This window comes from Tianxiuia mixotrophica (assembly GCF_050596425.1).
GTDB lineage: Bacteria > Bacillota > Clostridia > Peptostreptococcales > Acidaminobacteraceae.
On the sequence record NZ_CP192292.1, the window covers coordinates 1,723,001 to 1,745,322 of the forward strand.

Annotated in this window: 16 protein-coding genes and 2 pseudogenes; 15 read left to right on the top strand and 3 right to left on the bottom strand. The window is 38.6% G+C overall.

Annotated elements, in window-relative coordinates:
- Positions 1-206: 206 nt before the first annotated feature.
- Positions 207-542 (top strand): annotated as a pseudogene (locus ACQ4KW_RS07400) (NCS2 family permease); the annotation flags it as partial.
- A 27-nt stretch (positions 543-569) separates the two neighbouring features.
- On the opposite strand, the gene ACQ4KW_RS07405 reads toward ACQ4KW_RS07400, so the two are convergent.
- Positions 570-2,113, bottom strand: a protein-coding gene (locus ACQ4KW_RS07405; protein ID WP_430883257.1) for an IS3 family transposase whose coding sequence is annotated in 2 segments (ribosomal slippage) — positions 570-1,660 and positions 1,660-2,113 — 1,545 coding nt in all. Because the reading frame shifts where the segments join, the coding sequence is not laid out codon by codon here.
- A gap of 76 nt (positions 2,114-2,189) precedes the next feature.
- Here ACQ4KW_RS07405 and ACQ4KW_RS07410 point away from each other — a divergent pair.
- From ACQ4KW_RS07410 to ACQ4KW_RS07425, 4 genes and pseudogenes are all read left to right on the top strand, one after another.
- Positions 2,190-3,272: pseudogene (locus ACQ4KW_RS07410) on the top strand (NCS2 family permease); the annotation flags it as partial.
- A gap of 924 nt (positions 3,273-4,196) precedes the next feature.
- The gene (locus ACQ4KW_RS07415; protein ID WP_430885894.1) at positions 4,197-5,297 is read left to right on the top strand and encodes a KamA family radical SAM protein; all 1,101 of its coding nucleotides are present in this window, start codon (positions 4,197-4,199) and stop codon (positions 5,295-5,297) included.
- Positions 5,298-5,686: 389 nt separating this feature from the next.
- Entirely contained in the window at positions 5,687-6,367 is a 681-nt protein-coding gene (locus ACQ4KW_RS07420; RefSeq protein WP_430885895.1) for a PEP-utilizing enzyme, read from the top strand.
- Complete coding sequence (locus tag ACQ4KW_RS07425) at positions 6,368-7,741, top strand: MATE family efflux transporter (protein ID WP_430885896.1); 1,374 nt, start codon at positions 6,368-6,370, stop codon at positions 7,739-7,741.
- 135 nt (positions 7,742-7,876) lie between these two features.
- On the opposite strand, the gene ACQ4KW_RS07430 is transcribed toward ACQ4KW_RS07425, so the two are convergent.
- Positions 7,877-8,503 carry a YczE/YyaS/YitT family protein gene (locus ACQ4KW_RS07430; protein WP_430885897.1) on the bottom strand — a complete coding sequence of 209 codons (627 nt, stop codon included), beginning with the start codon at positions 8,501-8,503 and terminating at the stop codon, positions 7,877-7,879.
- Between the two features lie 198 nt (positions 8,504-8,701).
- On the opposite strand from ACQ4KW_RS07430, the gene ACQ4KW_RS07435 reads away from it, so the two are divergent.
- The 9 genes from ACQ4KW_RS07435 to ACQ4KW_RS07475 all read left to right on the top strand — a co-directional run bounded on the left by ACQ4KW_RS07435 (position 8,702) and on the right by ACQ4KW_RS07475 (position 20,501).
- A complete protein-coding gene (locus ACQ4KW_RS07435; protein WP_430885898.1) occupies positions 8,702-10,222 on the top strand; it encodes a PLP-dependent aminotransferase family protein in 1,521 nt (506 codons plus the stop codon).
- Between the two features lie 245 nt (positions 10,223-10,467).
- Positions 10,468-11,115: a tRNA-uridine aminocarboxypropyltransferase gene (locus ACQ4KW_RS07440; RefSeq protein WP_430885899.1), complete on the top strand. Its 648-nt coding sequence runs from the start codon at positions 10,468-10,470 to the stop codon at positions 11,113-11,115.
- Between the two features lie 84 nt (positions 11,116-11,199).
- On the top strand, positions 11,200-11,847 hold the full coding sequence (locus tag ACQ4KW_RS07445; RefSeq protein ID WP_430885900.1) for a putative metalloprotease CJM1_0395 family protein: 648 nt from the start codon (positions 11,200-11,202) through the stop codon (positions 11,845-11,847).
- A gap of 24 nt (positions 11,848-11,871) precedes the next feature.
- Complete coding sequence (locus ACQ4KW_RS07450; protein WP_430885901.1) at positions 11,872-12,558, top strand: putative metalloprotease CJM1_0395 family protein; 687 nt, start codon at positions 11,872-11,874, stop codon at positions 12,556-12,558.
- Positions 12,559-12,863: 305 nt separating this feature from the next.
- The gene (locus ACQ4KW_RS07455) at positions 12,864-15,794 is read left to right on the top strand and encodes an ATP-binding protein (protein ID WP_430885902.1); all 2,931 of its coding nucleotides are present in this window, start codon (positions 12,864-12,866) and stop codon (positions 15,792-15,794) included.
- The gene (locus ACQ4KW_RS07460; RefSeq protein WP_430885903.1) at positions 15,779-16,501 is read left to right on the top strand and encodes a response regulator; all 723 of its coding nucleotides are present in this window, start codon (positions 15,779-15,781) and stop codon (positions 16,499-16,501) included. Before ACQ4KW_RS07455 ends, ACQ4KW_RS07460 begins: the two co-directional genes overlap by 16 nt.
- A complete protein-coding gene (locus ACQ4KW_RS07465) occupies positions 16,498-18,012 on the top strand; it encodes an HD-GYP domain-containing protein (RefSeq protein WP_430885904.1) in 1,515 nt (504 codons plus the stop codon). Before ACQ4KW_RS07460 ends, ACQ4KW_RS07465 begins: the two co-directional genes overlap by 4 nt.
- A 255-nt stretch (positions 18,013-18,267) precedes the next feature.
- The gene (locus ACQ4KW_RS07470) at positions 18,268-19,914 is read left to right on the top strand and encodes a M1 family metallopeptidase (RefSeq protein WP_430885905.1); all 1,647 of its coding nucleotides are present in this window, start codon (positions 18,268-18,270) and stop codon (positions 19,912-19,914) included.
- Between the two features lie 59 nt (positions 19,915-19,973).
- Positions 19,974-20,501: a cysteine hydrolase family protein gene (locus ACQ4KW_RS07475; RefSeq protein ID WP_430885906.1), complete on the top strand. Its 528-nt coding sequence runs from the start codon at positions 19,974-19,976 to the stop codon at positions 20,499-20,501.
- Between the two features lie 96 nt (positions 20,502-20,597).
- Here the strand turns inward: ACQ4KW_RS07475 and ACQ4KW_RS07480 are convergent, their stop codons facing one another.
- A complete protein-coding gene (locus ACQ4KW_RS07480; protein ID WP_430885907.1) occupies positions 20,598-21,440 on the bottom strand; it encodes a helix-turn-helix transcriptional regulator in 843 nt (280 codons plus the stop codon).
- A gap of 168 nt (positions 21,441-21,608) precedes the next feature.
- Between ACQ4KW_RS07480 and ACQ4KW_RS07485 the strand changes: the two genes are divergently transcribed.
- The gene (locus ACQ4KW_RS07485) at positions 21,609-21,977 is read left to right on the top strand and encodes a VOC family protein (RefSeq protein WP_430885908.1); all 369 of its coding nucleotides are present in this window, start codon (positions 21,609-21,611) and stop codon (positions 21,975-21,977) included.
- Positions 21,978-22,322: the final 345 nt, after the last annotated feature.

Here is a 22,322-nt window from a genome sequence, read left to right on the forward strand (position 1 = left end):
AAATGTAATGTCTTCTATCTAATTACGATATTGTTAAACATTATTAAAAAATCACATATGGATTGAAGCGATTTTCCCTGTAAAATGTGATTGTGTCATAATGAGAACCCGATTATTCATAATTCAGGCACCCTTGGTATGTGAGGTGTGGAAATGACCGGGTCAAGCAGAGTATTATTTAATGTAGGGGGTAAAACGTGTCAGAAATTACAAAGAGGCTCAAGACAGAATCGTTTTTCGAAAGGTTCTATGAGCTGAAAAAGAATGGAACAGACGTCAAAACAGAAGTCATAGCAGGGTTAACGACTTTTGTAACCATGGCCTATGTTCTACTGGTGATACCAAACATACTCAAAGTGGCTGGTATCAATTCGCAGGGACTCGTTGGAGACGCAGCGGCAGGGCTGACAATGGCCAACGATCCCGTGATCGCATCAATATTTGCAGCAACGTGCTTAATATCGGCTTATGGGACCTTATCAATGGCCCTTTATGCCAAGCTTCCCTTTGCCACAGCACCCGGACTGGGACTGACTGCATTCCGCTGTATGTCAACATAGTTGTCGTGTTTAGCTAATTTTTTCTCTCTGAATGTCCACTTTACTTGGGTTTAAATACACTGTTTCTTCCACTTCCCAGTTTCTTGTCGATCTACTCCACCTATGTGGATTTTTTGATCGTGCTTGTTGATACACTTTATTACGTTTTTCGGTTATCATTTTTGATTTACCGTCATGTCGTTCTTTAGGTGTCATGAACTTGATACCACGATGTCGATGTTCAGTATTGTAATATTTCGAAAATTCCAAAACCCACGCACGTGCTATCTCAATAGACTCAAAGCCATGGTGTGGAAATGTCGGCATATACTTCACAGTTTTAAAAAATGATTCAATAAAAGCGTTGTCATTACTTACTCGTGGTCTGCTATTTGATGGCACAATACCAAGAGAATATAACGTAGTTAAAAGCGATGCACCTTTCATGGGGCTACCATTGTCAGAATGAAGAACTAGCGGTTGCAGGCCTGAAAGCACATTCTCTGAATAACATGCTTTGCGTATGAGTACACTTGCATTCTCAGCACTTTCATTTGGCCAGATTTCCCATCCGACAATCTTACGACTATATAAGTCGAGTATTAAATACAAGTAGTAATATATGCCTTTAGCTGCTCCTGGCAACCAAGTGATATCCCACATCCATACTTGATTGGGTCCTGTGGCTTGATGTGTTGTCATATGGCGTTTTACGGGTTGTTTTGACTTCCCGCGGTGGTTGTTTTGCTTATGTTCGTTAAGAATTCTATAAAAGGTAGATTCTGAGGCAATATATATTCCCTTATCAGCAAGTCTAGGTACGACTTGTGACGGTGGTAGATTTTGATGTTCAGGTTTATTCATTGCCGTTAAAACGGCTTGTTCTTCTTTTGGGCTAAGTTTGTTTTGAGGTGTAGGTCTGATTGCATCAGGACGTTTATCCTTCGTTTTTTCACCTTCCAAACGCCAACGCTGCAGCGTTCTTTCGCTTATATTAACCTCGTTACATGCCATGAATTGTCGAGCGCCAGATGATACAGCTTCATCGATAACTTCCATTACTGCTAAGCGATTTGATGCTGAAGTTAATCTTCCTCGTCCGAATTCCAAATCGCATTCATCTTTTTTCTGAGGACCAGTAGTGCGGCTGCTTCAGCTAATGCTTTTTCTTTACGAATGAGCTCTTTTTTCACTGATTTCAACTCAGCATCTTTAGTCTTTAATTCTTCTTTTACTTCGTTATCAGATGTAGTTTTACCGGTAATAAACGTTGATTTCCAAGCGTTGATTTCATCAACATAAAGTCCTTTTTTACGACAATATTCTGAAAGCTCTTGTTGGTTTAAATGAGCAGTTTCTATAATAATATTTAGCTTTACTTCATTCGTGTATTTTTCGCTACCTTTGGTATGTGTTTGTATTACTGCGCCGTGTTCTTTAGCATTTTTCTTCCATTTATAAAGGGTTTGTTCAGGGATGTTATGTTGCTTTGATAACTCGCTGACTTTCACATTCTGTGGCGGCAACATTTGTTTTATTATTTTTGCTTTCAGTTGTTTACTATATCTTGGCATCGGGTTTCTCCTTTTCGCATTACTCTCAATGATAGAGTAAATTTCACCTCCCGACAACTAGGCTAACATATAGGGATTCTTTGCCTATAGTGTCTGTTTGACCATGGGATACACCTGGCAACAGGGGATTGCAGCGGTTTTTATTTCAGGATGTATATTTATTTTTATCACAGTCACATCGATACGTGAAAAAATAATTGAAGCCCTACCACAGAATATTAAAACAGCCATTAGTGCAGGTGTGGGTCTTTTTATAGCACTCATAGGCCTTAAAAGTGGCGGGATAGTAGTATCTAACCCGGCAACACTCGTTGGTTTTGGGAACTTTGCTAGCCCAAGTGTGTTACTAACACTTATTGGCTTAACCCTTATGGTTGTTTTAATGGCAAGACAGGTTCGTGGAGCCATGTTAATTTCAATCATTCTTACAACGATCATAGGTATTCCCATGGGCATTACCAATATTGAAGGCATTCAGTTCTTCACATTGCCGCCATCTATTGCACCAACATTTATGCAGTGGGATTTCGCAGGTCTTCTCAGCAGGGGAGAGGGTGGAATCATTGGTGCGATTACCAGCATAGCCATGGTGGTGCTTACAATAAGTTTTGTTGACCTTTTTGACAACATAGGCACATTAATTGGAACGGCTCAAAAGGCCAATATGATAGAAGAAGACGGAAGCATTCGCAACTTGAATAAGGCCCTTCTTTCAGATTCGGTTGCAACAACCTTGAGTTCTTTCTTTGGGACAACAACAACTTCTACATATGTAGAGTCTAATGCAGGTATTGCTGAAGGTGGGCGAACGGGCTTAACATCACTTGTAACAGGTGTCCTCTTTGTATTTGCCCTGTTTTTCGCAGGTGTGATCGGTATTGTACCGACACAAGCCACAGCACCAGCACTGATTGTTGTTGGTGTGCTCATGCTGGAATCCATTAAAAAGGTGGACTTCAGTGATTTCACTGAGGCAGTACCGGCCTTTTTCACCATAGCTCTTATGCCATTTAGCTTTAGTATTGCAAATGGTGTGGCGGCAGGTTTAATATTCTATCCTGTCATGAAAATTGTGACCAAACGTACTGATGAAGTTCATCCGATTATATACATACTGGCGATTCTATTCATTGTTAGATTTGCACTTTTGCCTAACTAAAGATATAGGCACCTTAGGAATAAGAATTATCAAGGCAAGCTTTTAAGCATTATACAAGACGCATTTTGATGATACACTTATGCTTACATTCTTATGATAATTCTCCTCAATGGTGATTAGGTTGAGTACTAGGCTTAATCATCGAGCACGCACCGAAAAGGGTGCTAATTAGGGTTTCAAGTTGGTGTGTAATTTTAGGTGATTTTAAAATTATTTAGAGGGCCTAGGTTATATATTCAGCTGAAATAAAGTTCATTACTCCTTAGTGTTCACACACAGAAAGGCTGTTTTCGGTTACGACCGGAGGCAGCTTTTCAACTTTCCAAGGATTCCGCTTTTAACGGATTATCTAGAGGGAGAATAGTTGTTCTAAGAATGGCGGAACCACATGTTACAAACCGTTCAAATGGTAAAGAAACGATCAAATTGTTATAAAGAGGTTAATTAGCGCCTTTGCAATTTGACATGTATACAATTTTAGAATATAATATACATTGTCGAAATCTACTCTATAAAATTAAGCATTATCAACAAATAATCATATTTTCTAATCCTGATAATGGCAAAACCCTTTTTTTAGCAAGTCATCAGTGCTTGCTCCAAAACTTGATCTGCACCCTAGCAGGTCAGCACATGCATAATCTATGCGAAGATTCGATTGAATTGACTTGGTCAATTACCGCGATGAATGCGACATTACCTTAGCGCGATGAAGGACGCTTAACTTTTGTGTTCTTTTTTGTCGTCCTTACCATTAGGTTTCATTTTTGTACAGAAAATTAGAAAAAACGAACCTTGGTTGAAGGCTTATATTGTGGCATATATCATTCGTGACACTAAAAATTGTAAAATACAAATTTCTCGTAAAATACAAATTTCTATAGATAAAACACAAAATCAAAATCTAAAAGGAGGAACCGCTATATGTGGAAAAAAGAATGGGGCGAAAATGTAACGTCACTAGAGGGGCTAAAGCCATATCTAACAATGGATGATATGGACAAATTGGGAGAAGTAACGGATAGACATCCGATGAGTATCCCAAAATACTATTTAGATTTAATTGATAAAAATGATCCGAATGATCCTATAAAGATTTTATCGGTACCAAGCGTTATGGAACTGGACATGTCAGGTGACTATGACACATCAGGTGAAGCTGAAAATACTAAATTTGCAGGTGTTCAGCATAAGTATGCGACAACTATGCTTGTCCTTACTACAAATGCATGTTTTATGTACTGCAGACACTGTTTTAGAAAACGACTGGTTGGATACTCCAATGATGAAATCAACAACCGCCTTGACATGACGGTTGATTACTTAAAGTCTCATAAAGAAGTAAACAACGTTCTGCTTTCTGGTGGAGATTCATTCTGCCTAGATACTTCAGTGATTCGTTCTTATCTTGAAAGAATGGTTGAAGTGGAGCACCTTGATTTTATTCGTTTTGGAACAAGATCATTGGTTGTTTTCCCACAAAGAATTTATGAAGACAAAGAACTTCTTGAAGCCCTAAAGGTGGCTGGAAAGAAGAAGAACATAACAATCGTTACTCAGTTTAACCATCCACGTGAACTGACAGATGAAGTGCGTAAGGCTATGGATGCCCTGCGTGAAGCTGGTGTGGCTGTGAACAACCAAACGGTCATGTTAAAAGGTGTTAATAATGATCCAAAGGTTCTTGGTGAGCTTATGAACAAGCTCGTGCGCTTTGGAATTAACCCTTACTACGTCTTCCAGTGTCGTCCTGTAACGGCTGTTAAGAATCACTTCCAGATGCCTTTAGCAGAAACTTGGAAAATCGCAGAAGAAGCCAAGTCTTACTGTAATGGATTTAGCAAACGCTTTAAACTGATTATGTCACACCCAAGAGGCAAGGTCGAAATTCTTGGTGTGGTAGAAGATGACATGATCTTCAGATTCCATCAAGCTAAAAATCCTGATGATATGGGTAAAATGTTCAAAGTGGGTCTTGATCCAAAGGGCAGATGGCTTGATAGAGAACTTCAGTTTATTGATTAATAAAGTGAATAGATGATTTATTTATAAACTCCCAGAACATAGGTGTGTAAAATCCTATGTTCTGGGAGTTTTTTTATTTTGGAATAAAGTTCATTTGCTAGGCGGACGCTTTATTAAAAAGTTGATTTTGATGAAGTGCTGTGAGTATCAGATGGTCACAAAGGATACCTAATGTGGAGTTTAAGTTGTTTTATTGCAAGTGAAAAGAGTGATATTAAATAAACAAATTAAACTTAAAGTGTACATTATGATTTACACATTATATAATTTATGATATTGTATTTGTGAATAGGAAATGTGAGTTTCAAGCAAATTGGCGAATCGACCAGTTTTTAATTAGCCGATGAGATGAAATGAGGATGCAACTGCGGTTATTTTAACAGATGGAGATGGCAAGGCACCACCAGAGACCAATCAAAACACTTTATGGACAATGTCAAAAAATAGAATTGAAGGGTCTCTTTGCACAGCGTTTTTGGTATATAAAGGCATTAACGACAATTAGAGAATTGCTGATTAAATATGCTAATACAATTGTGGAGAGTAAAAAACTCGATTCTGTTGAAGATGTGTTTTGGTTGCATTTAGATCAAGTTGATCAGCTGACAAGGGTGAAAAAGGAAAAAGCATACGAATGGATTGATGAGAATAAGAAATACTACGAAAAGTTAACTCAGGTCAATCAGTTCCCTAAACTAATAGACTCGCGTGGGAAAATTCTAATGATGCCAAAGGCAGACCAGAAGGATGGAGAGCTTGTTGGTCAACCAATATCACTAGGTGTGGTGACGGGGCGAGTTAAGGTTTTAAGTTCTCCTGATGAGAAGGCTCTTCGACCTGGAGAAATAATGGTAACGAGAGCAACTGATCCAGGTTGGACACCACTATTTATAAATGCTGCAGCAATTCTATTAGAAGTTGGTGGTCTACTTCAACATGGCGCTCTGGTTGCGAGAGAATACGGCAAACCCTGTGTTGCAGGCTTAGACGATGTAATGAACGCTCTGACTGATGGTCAGCTTGTTGAAGTTGACGCCTCTAGAGGGATTGTTAGAATACTGGAGGATTAAATGAAACGCGAAATCGATTTTAAGAGTGATCCTGTCGAGAAGTTAATCTTAAGACTGGCGATTCCTTCGTTTTTAGGAATCGTGGTCAATCTCTTATACGGATTTATTGACGGTGTGTTTATAGGACGAGGCGTAGGCATTGACGCCTTGGGTGGCGTAACAATAATTTTTCCCGTTACAATAATAGTGGTATCTTTTGCCTCGCTTATAGGGGAAGGTTTGGGGTCTGTAACTGCTCGAAAAATTGGAGAAGGGCAGATCAGGCACACACAGGATGTCATAAGCACAGGTCACTTGTCGGCCACCATATTGTCTGTCATAATCATACTTCTTAGTGCGATTAATTTGAATAAGCTCATTATGGTCCTTGGAGCAACAAGTGAGATACTCCCCTATGCAAAGGCCTATTATAAGGCTCTTATGCCTGGACTCCCATTTATGTCATTGAGTCTGGTTTATTTTCATCAGCTAAATGCTCAAGGAAAAATTGCCTTAGCTATGAAAGCGGTCATCGCAAGTACACTGGTGAATATTCTACTTGACTATCTTGCAATCTATATTTTCAATATGGGAGTTGCTGGTGCAGCTTATGCAACGGTGGTTTCACAAGTTATTTGGTATGGATACATGCATTATCATGCTGTAAAAGACCCAAAAATTATTACAATACAGTCTCTGGTAGACTTAAAAATTAATTTCTCTATGCTTAGAGAAATTTGTGTCCATGGAGTGAGTTCTTTTATACGACAAGTAAGCGTGGGCATTACACTTGTTATCATTAACTCAGTGGCAGGCAACTATGGATCTTCAGCCCATATATCAGCTTTTGGAGCAACACAGCGTACATTTAGATTAATGGTTGCCCCAATATCTGCAATCAGTATGTCCCTTAAGCCTGTGGTCGGTCAAAACTTTGGGGCTAAGAATTTTCGCAGGATTAGAGACGGTGTTCGAGTGTCTTTAAAATACAGTGTGTTGATAGGTGTGGTTTTACTTGGTACCGTTCTATTATCAAGAAAATATTTGGCTCTGAGTTTTGGTATGGATGTCAGTCAGACTGAAATATTCTATAAAGTGCTGCTGCTAACCATATGTATGTTTCCTCTTTATGGTATTCATCATATTGCAGTAGCATACTTCACAGCTATTGGAAAGCCAAGGCAGTCAGTGCGACTAAATGTTTTAAAGCAGATTGTGCTTTTAATTCCACTTGTCTTGATTTTACCGAGAATCTTTGGTGTATTCGGGCTTTTTGCAGCCCTTCCAACAGCAGATTGTATTAGTATTGCATATTCATATTTTTTATTAAAAAGAGAAATGAAGTCTATAGAAGAGAATCATAGACAGGAAAAGCCGTCAAAGACTTATGTCTAGCTGATTCTAATAACACAAATGATTTCAATATATTTCTATAGACGAAAAGCTGGATATAAACGATCCAGCCCTGAAGATTTTCATTATTTGTTAAAATATAAAGTCCGTTTAATGACTGTATGTCCCATACATGATTTAAACGGATTTTTTTAGGCTCAAATACTGGTGGTCGATGTTTTTTACATCAAATTTTAAAAGACCAAAAACCCACTGGCAGATAGGACCCAGTAGAAGTGCTATGATGGGGGTTCCGATCCCTAATTTTCCACCAAGTAATATGCCCACAATGAGAACACTTATTTCAATGGATGCCCTTACAATCCCTACAGGTTTCCCTGTCCATTTCATAACAGCAACCATGAAGCCGTCTCTCGGACCAGCCCCAAGTCCGGCCCCAATGTAGAGCCAGGATGCTATGGCGATGGCAAACATCCCCATAAAAATTAGGACAAGACCGCCTAAAAAACTTTGTGCCTGTGGGACAAGTCCGCTTGACATTTGTATGTCTACAAAGCTGCCAATCAGCCACATGTTTAGAATGGTTCCAATTCCAACACTTTGTTTGGCTAGGATATTTATGACGATAATGACAAGTCCAGTGATAATTATGGCATTGCCTAGGCTGAGACCAGTTTGTTTTGATAGTCCCATATGAAATGTGTTCCAAGGTGTGACACCTAAGTTTGCATTGACAGTTAAGACCAGACCGAGTGCATACAAGAAAAGTCCGGTGATAAGTTGGGTCATATTTTTAAAATTCATAAGCGTGTTCTGGCATTTAAGCCAGGTCTCCTTTCACGTCATCTTTTTTTACTTGCTGTCTTGGCGGTTCTTGCTTATATTTTAAAAGTATGAATATATAACTGTCCACTCTAAAACATAACACTTATATAGAAATCATATATAAGACTATAACACTTGGGTCTATCATGCTATACTTTATATGAGAGAGGGTAGAATATGAAAATTATAGTGGATAAAAAGAGTCTTATATCTGTGCATGACCAAATATATAATGAAATTGAAAATAGAATTATGAGTGGTTTGTTAGAAGCAGAATCTAAATTGCCATCTCTTCGAAAAATGTGTTCAGACATTGGAGTAAGCCACATGACAATGGTTAAAGTGTATTCAGCTTTAGAAGAGAATGGTTTGGTCGAAAAAATACATGGCAAGGGCACCTTTGTAAAATCGCAATTTAGGAATATGACACCGGCTCAAGCAGAACAAAGCATTAATCTCTTGTCGTATATCAATGAATCAGAAAATTCTAAGAAAAATAAATCTCTCCAGTGGCAAGAAGATATATCTGACTATGTATCGGTAGGAGGATTTCGTGCCAACAGCAATTTAAATCATTCAAATCAAGGCATCAATTTGTCGATTGCATGTCTAGGACCCCACCTTGTTCCTTCGGAAAGGGTGCTTGACCTATTTCTAAAAAACCCAAAATTAGCAGGAAAGATTAATGACCTGTACCCTCCAATAGAGGGACTGGATGATATGAGGCAGGCAGCACGACAGGTTTTGAATCAGCGAAATGTGGACTTGTCCCTTGAACAAACAGTGATCACAGTCGGATCACAGCAGGCCATTCGTCTTATTGCCCGAACTTTCATCGGTCCTGGGGATGTGGTTGTGGTGAGTGCTCCAACTTATCCAGGTGCGCTTGACATTTTTAAAAATCGAGGGGCTAGACTTATGGAAGTTCCCCTTGACGATGAGGGGATGGATGTTGAAGCGCTTATAGCCATCTGTGAGAAGTATCCAGTTAAGATGGTGTATACAATGCCGAGCTTTCATAATCCGACAGGTGTTGTCATGTCCTTAAAACGAAAAAAAGAGCTTCTTGAGTTAGCCGATTATCATAATTTTATAATTTTAGAAGACGATGTATGTGGGCAATTGTCCTATGACATAAACACAATTCCACTCAAAGCTTTGGATGAAAAGGGACGTGTTTTATATGTCTTTGGATTCAGCAAAATTTATGGACATGCCTATAGATTGTCTGTTATCGGTGGCGCAACCAAGCTCCTTGAAAAGATAGTGTCTGCAAAGTCAAGTTCAGATGGTGGCGCACCACTTATCAATCAATTGATCATGTCAAATTTTATTGGAAGCGATGCTCAGAAACACTATCTTACAGACATATCTTCTCATTTGAAGCGGGTCAGGGATGAAGCCTATTTGGCTTTGATGCGCTATATGCCATCTTATGTTGAAGTTCATAAGCCGAGTGGCGGCATGTTGTTTTGGCTGACATTTCCTAAGACATTTAACTGTAATTTGCTCCACTATAAGTGCATTGAAAAGTATAATATTAACTTCCTTCCAGGGGAGTTTTGTTATAACTCGAAGCAGGGAAGAAATCAAATGCGGTTATGTTTTACAAGTGTTCCAAAGGATGTTTTTATAAAATCCATAAAAAATATAGCCGAAATTGTTGATGAGGTTTATAAGATTAGTAAGCTGATATAATGATTGATTTATAGCAGTTTCTGATGTTTGTGGAGAATAAATATACTTCCTGCGTACATGTTATTAACACTCACTTATGATTAAGACTTACTTTTGACTTCGTTTTTAGCTGACACAGTCAACTTTGCATAGTGAATATTAATGGTGTGACTCTGTAAAGGAGTATAGACCAGAATGGATAAGGAATAACTAATGGTGAAGACATGAAGGACCATAGACATTTAAGTTCACAAGAAATTATAAGCATGATAAACAAGCTTGAGATTACAAGGGCGGTACCAAATTGCCATGGATGTGGACTGCCTCAATCAGTTTGTGTCTGTGATAGCATAAAACGTCTTAAAGTGAAAAAGATGGATGTGCATCTACACATACTCATGCATGAAAAAGAAATAGGACGAAAAACAAACACTGCGAGGCTGGCTGGATTTATTATGGAGCCCTGGACCCATTTCTATATTTGGCGTCGTCAGGAGCCCCCGAATGACTTGCTTGCCCTAATAAAGGCAGATCATATAGACATCTGTTTGCTCTATCCAGCCAAGGCAGGAGATCCTGTTTTTGACAGAAAAAAAATCGAAAACGATCATGAAAAGCAGGCAGAAAAAGAAACTCATATAGTCATTATAGATGGGACCTGGCAAGAGGCGCAAAAAATATTAAATAAGAGTCCATATCTTCAAAGCCTGCCCAGACTTGAAATTCAAACAGATGTCTTGAGTCAGTTCACTTTAAGACGGAATCAAAAACCAGGGCATTTATGCACTTCAGAAGCCATCGCCAAGGCGTTAAGACAAGTTAATGAAGAGCAAGCAAGTGAAAAACTAGATACATTGACATCGCTCTATTTAAAAAACTATGAAAATGGTCGCAGTGGACACAGACTAAAGTAGTTTTCTGAAAATTTTGACTCGATTAAAAACCTTAAAAAGTGGTATAATTTAAATAACAAGGATGTTATGAGAAGAAGGGATTCTATGCGTATTGAAAACCAATCGGGCCACTATAGTAAATTGATTCCTAGCGAAGCAGGGCATGCCCTTCAAAGTCCCTCTGAAAAGTTGAAAATTGACACGTCAAAAGAAGAGGCTAAGGAAAATGAATTAGATTTGAAGGCGCTTAAAGATATTCCTGATTTCGCTAAGACGAATTATGAAAAAGATGAGCAAAAGAGACTTGAAAAAATCGCCCTTTCAGGCAATAGCCGACTTGATCCAGATCAATATGATATGGTCAAAAAGCTTGAGCAAATAGAGCGAGAAGTTATCATGCATGAAAAAGCACATCAAGCCACAGGTGGGTTTTCAGTAGGAGCGGTTTCTTATATATACACAATGGGACCTGATTACAGGTACTATGCCACAGGTGGAAACGTTGAGTATAAGTTGCCATATTCAGGCACACCTGAGACTATGATGCGGGCTTTTAAAGGTCTAAAAAATGCTGCAACATCATCAATGGATGCATCTAGTCAAGATGGACGGATGGCTTCAATGGCAGAAGCAAAAATTCAAGAAATTAAGAATAAAATTTCTAGCGATAAAGCCAAGCATATATATTATGAAGAAATGATGCGTGAGAAGAAATTGCGCGAAAAACGTCAAAAGAATATAACGTTGAATTAAACAATATTGTAAGGATGGGATACTATGCGTCTTAGTGGTCTAGGGCCTGGTCCATCCCTTTTCATTTCTAATTCAAGACAGAATTCTGGACAGGTCAATGAAGATAATAATATCGAAAACAACAATATCGAAGGATCAAATGGCTTAAAGGGTCAGAAAAATCAAGAGACCAATCAGGATCCAACTATAGAAAGCAAGGGACAGGGTGCAGAACTTGCTGATCCTCTTGATGATCCTGAAGTACGTGCTCAAGTGATGGAACTACAAACCGTCGAAGATAAGGTTATAGCCCATGAACGAGCACACCAAGCGGCGGGTGGAGAGTTTACTGGTGCTGCTAGTTATGGCTATACTATGGGCCCAGATGGCAAACGGTATATCACCAGTGGGGAAGTTAGCATAAGTGTGCCTTCTTCTGGTGAGCCGGAGGAACAGCTTAGAGCCATGGAAAGAGTTCGAGCGGCTGCCCTTGCTCCAGCTGATCCATCAGGACAAGACCAAAGTGTCGCGGGGCGTGCAACGGCAAAAATGGCTAAAATTAGAACGGATATTGCAAGACAAAAAGCCACTGATGCCTATGGAAATGATGAAAAAGACCCTTCTAAAAATGAAGCCCTTGGCGATATAAGTGGAATGAATGAAGATGTTGATCCAGAGAGTCCACTGAATAAAGCTATTGAAGACCGAATGCGGTTAGATCTAATGATATAAATAGTATAGTGTGAATGAAAACTGAGTGGGGGAAGATCCACTCAGTTTTTTATTTTCTTATAAGTCCTATTTTGACAAAAGAAAAATGTATAAGATATGGAAAAAATAGAAATAGGCCTAGCGATATACTAAGAAATTCATAGTGAGTTCATATAATTGGGGTATCTTCTTAAAGGAAATCATTCAAATTTAAAAAGAGGCATCTGGGCATGTTTGTCAAGACTTATGAGATTTATCAGTGTTCAGATGAATTCCTCGTAGACGAATTGGGTACATATCCATTAGATAAATGGAGGGCAGTGAATGTGACAACTAAAAAAGAAAGCAAACAGTTTCGAAAAAGAAGTATGCGTAGGCGCATAAAAAAGATGATGGTTGTGAACAGTTTAATAGCCATAGTCATCATGAGTATTCTGGTTTTATCTTTTACATTTGGGGCCATTAAGTCGATTGGCCAAATATTTTCTGACATTGTTGCAGGAGATATTGTACAGGAACTTGAAAATCCAAGAAATAAGATATCCCAAGGCGATGAGGCTATGATGGGGATTAGTGAAGAAGCGTTACAGCGCTGGTATCACACAATTGGGAACAAATTCTATTTCAATTTTAGTGATGGATTCAACCAAAGAACCGAAGAAGACTTTAATGAAATGTTTGGTTCTGAAGATGGACAAATGGACATGGATAATATGGAATCAACAGATGATTTCATGCACTTTAGTCTTGTTTTTGTTGAAATAACAAGAGGGGATGAAACGGTTTTTTCCACCATTCCAAAAGATAATAAGTCGAGCATGGACATTCGTGCAGCCATGAAGCATTATTCCTATGAAAGTGTCCAACCCTATTACAGTGTGAATGGTGATGAACTTGGCAAGGTTATGGTCCAGTTCAATGCTATGATATTAATTGGTGTGGCTGTGGCCTTAATTGCACTTTTCATTTTTGCGGCAATTATTTCATCAATAGTCAGTATTTTTGTGAGCATTATATCTTCGGGTGCCCTTACAAAATCCTTGGCTGACCTTCAGCGAAAAATGAAGAATCTATCAGAAGGTGAGCTTGAAAAAGCCCTGCATTCAGAACTGGATATTAAGAGGCCTTTTTCAGAAATCAAGGATCTGGCCAATTCGACCAACAGTATTATTGAACAAATGCGTACATATTCTGAAACACTAGAAAATCATAAGGAAGAGCTTGAAGCTCAAAATGTTGAGCTGGTTGTCCAGGGGACAGAGCTCACAAACATAAACGTTAAACTTGAGGACATCAACCTGCAAATGCGCGATATTCTTGATAATGTAGGACAAGGATTCATACGCTTTGAAGATGACTTAATGATTCATTCTGAATACTCAAAAGAGTGTACAGAAATATTTAAATATTGTGTAGCCAATAAGAAATTCTCCACCTTGCTATATCCTGAGGATGAGCAACAAGCTGAGTTCGTTGATGATCTTTTAGGCAAAATTCTGGAGCCAGGCGGTGTGAACGAGGACTTATACTTGCCCCTTTTGCCTGAGGAAATCGGTATTGGTGAAAGAATAATTGAATTGAACTATAAGATTTCACAAGGTCTAAAAAATAGAAAATCAATGATCGTTATTTTAACGGATATTACAGAAAAACGAGATCTTGAAGAACGTATGGATGAAGAAAGACAAATCCTAAAAATGGTTGTTAAAGCCATGGTCAACAGGAAATTATTTATGGAGGTAACAGAAGCATTTGAGCACTTCATATTTGAAGGTCAGCAAAATGACTGGAAGTTTAATGAAAATACAGATGAGAACGTAAGATATATTATGCGTCAACTTCACACGTTTAAGGGGAATTTTAGTCAGTATGATGTCATCAGACTGACAGAGGTCTTGCATGAAACGGAGTCGAGGCTTCTAAGCGCTCTTGATGGAGACAGCTGTGATATGAATAATATCAAAGACTGTATAGATTTGGAGAAACTACAGAATGCATTTGACAGCGATTTAGGTGTAATAAAGGCCTATGTGGGTCCAGATTTTCTGAAAGAGGATGACCGTTTTATTGTAGAAAAGAATAGGATTGTTGATATTGAAAAGAAAATGCAGACTGTCCTTTCTGAGCAGGAATGTAAGATTCTACTGCCAGAAATTAGAAGCCTGCGGTATAGACCACTTAAAGATTTGCTTCGTATGTATCCTGAATATACAATAAAACTAGCGGAAAGAATGAATAAATCAGTGCAAAGCTTTGATATCGAAGCCGATAAAGTGCTTGTTGATGAAGGAAAGTACCAAGCGTTTACACAGGCTATGGTCCATGTTTTTAGAAACGCTGTTGATCATGGTATTGAGCATCCAGACGATCGAGTGGAAGCTGGAAAGGATATGATGGGGCACGTGTCCTGCAAAATAACAGACTTAGGCCAAGCTTTCGAGGTGACAATAAAAGATGATGGTGCTGGCATTGATATAGAAAAAATAAAAGGCAAACTTATCGAGATGGGCATTCCAAGAGAAAGTGTAGATGTAATGTCAGAAGACGACATACTTCACCAGGTCTTTGAAGAAAGCTTATCCACCCAAGAGGAAGCCACTATGCTTTCTGGACGTGGTGTGGGTCTTTCTGCCCTAAAGCAGTCAGTAGAAGATTTGGGAGGGGTTATCTCTGTGCGTTCGGAGTATGGACGTGGGTCAACCTTCATTATTAGGATACCAACCAAACAAGAATCTGAACTTGAAACTATTTTACCAATCAATTTTATGAAGGCACTTTCAAGAACTTCAGTCAGCTATATCAATAACTATATGACTCACATGCAGGTGCCTTATACTGATGATATTCAAAAAACAGATAAAATTGATTTGATGGAATTAACGGCACTTGTTAGTTTAAAAGGGGTCATCAACGCACTGGTAATGATTAGTGTCAACAGACCATTTGGCGTAAAGCTTGTGAATAGCTTTATGTATGAACCTGTGGCTGAGTCGGAAGTCGACAACTACATTGAAGACGTTCTCGCTGAAATTGCCAATACCATTCTTGGTAACACTTTGGGGCAATTTGAGGATGGACAAGAATTTTTGCATATGGGCATACCAGCAATTATTTCCAATAAGGGTGCCTATGTTAAATATACTGATTCAGAAATACTGACATTTGAAATGACCGAGGGACAAGAGTACTGGAGTATTCATATGATACAGCTAGAGGGCAATCAGATTGAGGAGGCAACACTATGGCAAGAATACTAATTGTTGATGATTCAGCGGTGATGCGCTTAAATTTAAGGAAAATACTAATGGAGTCTGGCCATGAGATAATAGCCGAGGCCCCCAATGGAAAAGTTGCACTAAATATGTATGAAAAATATAAACCTGACCTTGTGACAATGGATATAACCATGCCAGTTATGTCGGGGGTGGATGCAACAGGTTTTATTGTTTCCAAGTATCCTGATGCGAAAATAGTTATGATTAGTGCCCTTAACCAGAAAAAAATGGTATATGATGCCCTAAAAAATGGTGCGCGCCATTATATAATTAAACCAATTGATAAGCAAAAGGTTATGAGCGTACTTAATGAAGTCCTTCTTACAGAAACCAGCCACATTCAAAAGTATGAAGAAAATCAGGAAAGACAATCCAAGATTGAAGATGAAACAAAGGATCACTTCACTATAGAAAATGTGGAAGGTATTTTCATAATAAGACTTGAAGCGGGATTTGACAGTAAAGATATGGACAATTTAAACACAGCCATGCAGGGCATTATGTTCGTACGCCCGCTTAAAATCAAATTCGATTTTGGTGGACTCAATGAATTTGATGACGGCTATTTGAATAGAATTATGGTATATGCTAAAAAAGCCATGGACAGTGGTGGAAACTACGAGTCCTTGGTTCAAGGAGAATCGCTCAAAGCAATTGTTGAGCACAAAGAGGAGACTTATCTGCAATGACAAATAACATACTCATTATTTCAAAGAGCAGACAAATGTTTGACCTGCTTAATGACATGATAGATAGGCAAAAATATAAGTTAGATCAGTCAAGTGCTGTTGATATGATGCAGAAAATATTCCTAAATGTTCCCTTCTATATTATCGTAGATCTCGAAGACTCAACCATGCAAACAATACAGATGGTAAAGTCTGTTCAAGATCTGGATTACATTCCTGTACTGTACGTGGGGCGGGGAGACACCGTAAATGCTCATAAGGCCACATTTATGAATGATCTGGCAATTGATATTCAATCGTTGCCTGGTTTGATAGATAGTTTGCTTGGGCAAGGTCTATTGTTTAAAACAGAATACAACAAGGTTTCTGAAACCTATGAAACAATTGACTCCTTAAGTTCTGACACGAAAAATGTTATGGATAAATACCTGTTGAGAGACTATGGTGATTTTGGGTTTTCTTCAAAGGAGGTTGTCAATAGTCTGTTCGCAGATAACCCTATATTGACCAACAAACCGGAATGTGTATGGGTGGTCCACCCAGAACAAAGTGGCAGGCTCATTTCTATGTTTTCAAGTTCTGTCGATTCAGGCGGTTATGACGAAGTTTATGAGGGTGTGTTAACAGAGGAAGATACCTTTGGATTTGACGTATATGCAGAAAATGGGTTTAAGATGAACTTTGAGCAGGAACAAATATCAGACATTGATGAGAACTCTCAACTGTTTCCAGATATAATGCGTGAACGCCTAAACCGTCTTGATAATTTTGCAGGTTACGGTATGGATCAAATTATAGTTATTGGTTGTAATTATAAAGATGCAGTAACAAGTTACGAATCATCTGTCTTGAAATCGATGACAGTTACACTGGACTTGCTGGAAAACATTCGCTTTCAAGTCCATGAAGTTGAAGGGGCTTTTAACTACACCCTGGATGCACTGGCAAGAGCTGCCGAAGCAAGTGATGACATGACGGGACAGCATATTCGCAGAGTCAATGAATACTCAAGGTTTATAGCAAAGAAACTTCGAATGGATACCCAGTTTGTGAAAGAAATTTACAATACAGCACAAATGCATGATGTTGGAAAAATATATGTGGACAATCAGATACTGCAAAAGCGGGGCAAGTTGACAGATATTGAATTTAGAGAAATGCAGCTTCACACTGTTTATGGACAACGTATTATTGGACAATCAGAGTACTTGCAAATGGCAGCAGACATTGCCCTCAATCACCATGAAAAAATGGACGGATCAGGCTATCCTAATGGGATCAAAGGGGATGCCATACCACTTTCTGCAAGGATTGTTATGCTAGCAGATATTTACGATGCTCTTAGAAGTGAAAGATCGTACAAACCTGAGTTTTCCCATGAGAAGACCGCTGATATTATTATTAATGGTGATGGTCGAGTCGAGCCCATTCATTTTGATCCTGAAGTTTGGCGTGTGTTTAAGAACTATCATGAAGAGTTTAACAGAATATTTAGTAGGCTCAATGGTTAAAAGTGAAAAGGTTTGTATTATTCCTGTAAAACACAGGCTATCGCTTCAAAAGTTTAAATCCTAAAATCAAAAGAACACCATACCCAATATACTGTTTTGATCTATAAATATATATTGGGTATGGTGTTAACTTTGAAAAGGCAGTTAAAGTCACGTCTATAATACTTTGTAAGTTGTTGGTATGAAAATATGCTAAAATGAAGTGGGTGACACAAAAAAATGGTATAACTGGGCGAAAAAAGAGAGGTGCTGTTCATGATAAAAAAATGGATTCCTGTTGTTATAGCACTTGTTATACTCACAGGCTGTCAAGTTCCTGATGAGAATCAGAACGTAGAAGCAATGGGTACTGAACAAGAAGAAAAAGTGGTTATAGAACAAGCAACAAATCAAGAGGCAAACGAGCAAAAAACAAGTAAACAAGAGACACAAGAAACACAAGAAACTGATGAGAGGATCCATAGTGATTCAACTGACTTGGTGAGTGCAAAGCCATTTTTAATGACAACAGATACAAATGGACTAAAGAAAGAGGATCTTGACGTCTACAATATTCGTTTGTATTTTGATCCAGATCAGAAGACTCTGGCCTGTGAGCAAAGGGTGGTCTATAAGAATAAAGAAGACCTAGATCTTGATACCTTAGTCTTTCAAGTTTTGCCAAATGCCTATAAATCTTTAGAGACTGCCCCTGTCCTATTTGGTGATATAGATTCCATCTATCCCAATGGTTTTGGTGAAGGCTACATAGATTTTTCTGAGGTGAAGGTGGATGGCAAGTTGGCGGAGTATAGCTTTTACGGTGCTGATGACACATTGATGTCCATAGACCTTGAGTCGTCTATGGCGCCAGAGGAAAGTGTAGAGATTGAGATGGTCTACACAGTCAAAATTCCTCCAGCTTTTGACCGGTTTGGATACAATGACACGACCTTTAATATTGCCAACTGGTATCCAGTGGCAGCGGTTTATGACAAGGGGTGGAAGGAAGACACCTACCTGCCAATAGGAGACCCTTTCTATACAGATATGGCCTCATACAAGGTTGTTTACAATGTACCAATAAACTACGAAATTGCTTCAACAGGTGTCCGGTCTAAGCTTGAATACGATGAAGCAGACCGTAAAATTATTACATACGAAGCGGATTTTGTGAGGGACACAGCCTGGCTGGCCAGTGATTCTTGGAATGTGTACAGCGAAGAAGTTGACGGCACCATGATCCGGTCCTATTATTTTGGGGAACAAAACTTTTCAAGCGACAAAGCCATTGAGACTGCAAGACATTCTTTAGAGATTTTTAATGGAATTTATGGTCCTTATCCATACTCCGAACTTGCTGTTGTTGCCACAGACTTTCCAAGTGGTATGGAATACCCTACCATTGTCATGATTGCAAAAGACAGATACAAGGCGTCAAGACTCAATGCACTTGAATCTGTGATTGCCCATGAAATAGGCCACCAGTGGTGGTATGGCGTTGTCGGCAATGACCAAATTGATGAAGCTTGGCTTGATGAATCCTTAACGGTTTTTTCCACAGCTCAGTTTTTTGGTCAAAAATACGGTGAAGATGCCTATGAGTCCTATGTGAATTCTTATAGAAACAGATATGAGAACAGAAAGTCTGAAGATGGTGATGGTGTTGTGTCAAAACCACTTACAGAGTTTGAAAATTGGTCGGACTATTCTAACCTGGTTTATAGAAAGGGCATGCTCTTTATAGATGCCTTGTGTGATGAATATGGAAAAGAAAACGTCCTTGATTTTATGAAGAACTATTATGAAGCGTATAAGTTTAAAACGGCCACAACAGATGACTTTATCCGTTTAGGTGTCTTGTATTTTGGGGATGATTTTAAAGACCTTGCAGATGTTTGGATATTTAATGGAGTGAATTGATGGTCTAAATTGAAGAAATGAGGCTTCGTAAATCTAAGGATAGTAAAGGGGAATGATGTATGAAGAATACAGCGCTTATTGTAATCGATGTGCAAAATATTATGACACAGTTTAAGGCCTATGCTTGGGACCGAGTTATAGATAATATCAAAGAACTGCAATGTGCCTGTAGGGATAAAGGCATAGAAGTTATTTTCATTCAGCATCATGATGAGGGACTGGTAAAGGGAAGTCATGACTGGGAACTGTATAATGAAGTTGCTCCCCTTGAAGACGAAAGGGTTTTCCATAAGTCTATTCCCTCCGCTTTCAAGGAGACAGAACTTGAAAAATACTTGAAGGAAAAAAACTATAAGACATTGATTCTCACAGGTCTTCAGACGGACTACTGTGTTGATACCAACGTCAAAGTTGCTTTCGAATTAGGGTTTGAAGTCATAACGCCTGAGTTTACGAATACAACCTTTGACAATGGGGGCCTATCGGCAAAAGATCTATATGAGCATTATAACCATAGGGTCTTCAAAGATAGGTTTTCAACAGTAGAGTCAGTGGAAGAGACACTCTTACAGATAAGAGAAAGATAGATATACGAAATATATATATATAATTGAAGGGCGGCTCATCTGGCTGCCCTTTTTTATTATCCAAATAGTATAAAATCGAACCAGTTGTCAATGAAATCAAAAATCACTCTTGAGGGCTTCCTTAATTTTTGAACCTGTATCAGTACCAGCTTTAGGCGTATGGACAATCATCTTGAGACCTGAGTCATCAGCCATATTGAAATTACAAACTTCAAATTCCAATCTTCCGAGTTTGGGATGATTCAGTATCTTATAAACGTCGTCGTTGTTCATAACATCGTGCAAGGACCACCAGTTTTTAAACTCTTGACTTTCTCCTTTTAAATCCTTTATAAACTCAGACAACCATTCATTGTCTATGTTCTGGCCTCGAATGAGTCTGAATCGACCAATGAGACCCAGAGCTTGTTTATCCCAACTATCATAAAGGGACTTAAAGCGTTCATCGGTAAACATAGCCCAGACGATATTCCGCTCTCGTTTGCTCATGCTTTCAAAATCCCCGAGCAATATGACTGCCGCATTATTCCAAGCAAGCACATTGAAAAATTGATCGGTGATAAGAGACGGACAATCTTTCATGCTGTCAAGGATGTGCTGGAGTGTTGGTCTAGCTGTGTCATGGAAATTGTTTTCAAATCTTGTGATTTGATTTGTCAGAGCATGAAGGTATATTTGTTCCTCATCATTAAGCAGAAGTGTCCTGCTTAGACTTTCAATAACTTGATCCGAAACCTGAATGGGTCTCCCCTGCTCAAGCCAAGTGTACCAAGTTAGGCTAATACCTGATAGGAGGGCAACCTCTTCGCGTCTTAGTCCAGGCGTTCTACGGCGACCAGATTGAGGGAGTCCCACTTGTTCAGGTTTTATTTTTGCTCGACGGCTTTTCAAAAATTCAGAAAGTTCCTTATATTTTTCTGCTTCAAGTTCGCGCTTCATATTTGAGCCTTTCTATTAGAATTTATACCAGTATAACTAGACACCTAGTTAAATTATAACCTATATTTTACTATTTAAATATAGCCTGATGGGCAAGGTAGTGGAAAGAAAAATAGGAAGAAGAATGGGAAAAAGATTTGAAGGCAGAATAGAAAGAGAGGAAATACAATGAATTTTTTATGGACAGCAATTTATGTGAATAACCTAAACACATCCCTATCCTTTTATAAGGACATAGTTGGTCTTAAGGTGACTAGGCAGTTTGAAGCAGGCCCTGGCGTAGAAATAGCTTTCATGGGCAGGGGAGAGAAAAACGAAACCTTAGTAGAACTGATACAAGATAGGGGAAAAAAGGACATCGATTACTGCAAAGAAGTATCTATTGGTTTTGCCGTAGACTCAGTTGATAAAAAAATGCAGGGTATGAAAGACAAAGGTATTAAAATTCAAGAGGGTCCGGTGGAAACGCCTAAGTCTAAGTTCTTTTATATTGAAGACCCTGATGGATTTAGGGTTCAATTTGTACAGTTTGTTTAAATGAGTTAATCATAAGAAATATTCTAGACATACTAAATGAACATAATGACTAATAAATGAGTGTTATGTATTTTGTTTTGCTTGGAAGCTTAATTGTCTAGTCTTATTATTACCTGAGCGACTTGTAAATTTACTAGTGCCTAATCTAAATTAATGTCAAGCAATGTGTTAAAATACATAGTGAAAACATGTCTTGGGAAAGAATATGTAAACGTTATAAGTTGGACGCTTGCTAAATAACGGATTGTTGCCCTCTTGTACCATATATTTATTATGCTCATAAATATATGTGACATATTAAAGGCTCTAAAATTGTGATTTGCAAGTCGCTCTGGTACATGAATA

Excerpts from the sequence above, each read along its gene's own strand:
- ACQ4KW_RS07470 (WP_430885905.1), top strand. The coding sequence starts at position 18,268 with ATGATAAAAAAATGGATTCCTGTTGTTATAGCACTTGTTATACTCACA.
- ACQ4KW_RS07460 (WP_430885903.1), top strand. The coding sequence starts at position 15,779 with ATGGCAAGAATACTAATTGTTGATGATTCAGCGGTGATGCGCTTAAAT.
- ACQ4KW_RS07415 (WP_430885894.1), top strand. The coding sequence starts at position 4,197 with ATGTGGAAAAAAGAATGGGGCGAAAATGTAACGTCACTAGAGGGGCTA.
- ACQ4KW_RS07485 (WP_430885908.1), top strand. The coding sequence starts at position 21,609 with ATGAATTTTTTATGGACAGCAATTTATGTGAATAACCTAAACACATCC.
- ACQ4KW_RS07465 (WP_430885904.1), top strand. The coding sequence starts at position 16,498 with ATGACAAATAACATACTCATTATTTCAAAGAGCAGACAAATGTTTGAC.
- ACQ4KW_RS07480 (WP_430885907.1), bottom strand. The coding sequence starts at position 21,440 with ATGAAGCGCGAACTTGAAGCAGAAAAATATAAGGAACTTTCTGAATTT.
- ACQ4KW_RS07420 (WP_430885895.1), top strand. The coding sequence starts at position 5,687 with ATGGCAAGGCACCACCAGAGACCAATCAAAACACTTTATGGACAATGT.
- ACQ4KW_RS07430 (WP_430885897.1), bottom strand. The coding sequence starts at position 8,503 with ATGAATTTTAAAAATATGACCCAACTTATCACCGGACTTTTCTTGTAT.
- ACQ4KW_RS07445 (WP_430885900.1), top strand. The coding sequence starts at position 11,200 with ATGCGTATTGAAAACCAATCGGGCCACTATAGTAAATTGATTCCTAGC.
- ACQ4KW_RS07425 (WP_430885896.1), top strand. The coding sequence starts at position 6,368 with ATGAAACGCGAAATCGATTTTAAGAGTGATCCTGTCGAGAAGTTAATC.
- ACQ4KW_RS07435 (WP_430885898.1), top strand. The coding sequence starts at position 8,702 with ATGAAAATTATAGTGGATAAAAAGAGTCTTATATCTGTGCATGACCAA.
- ACQ4KW_RS07475 (WP_430885906.1), top strand. The coding sequence starts at position 19,974 with ATGAAGAATACAGCGCTTATTGTAATCGATGTGCAAAATATTATGACA.
- ACQ4KW_RS07450 (WP_430885901.1), top strand. The coding sequence starts at position 11,872 with ATGCGTCTTAGTGGTCTAGGGCCTGGTCCATCCCTTTTCATTTCTAAT.
- ACQ4KW_RS07440 (WP_430885899.1), top strand. The coding sequence starts at position 10,468 with ATGATAAACAAGCTTGAGATTACAAGGGCGGTACCAAATTGCCATGGA.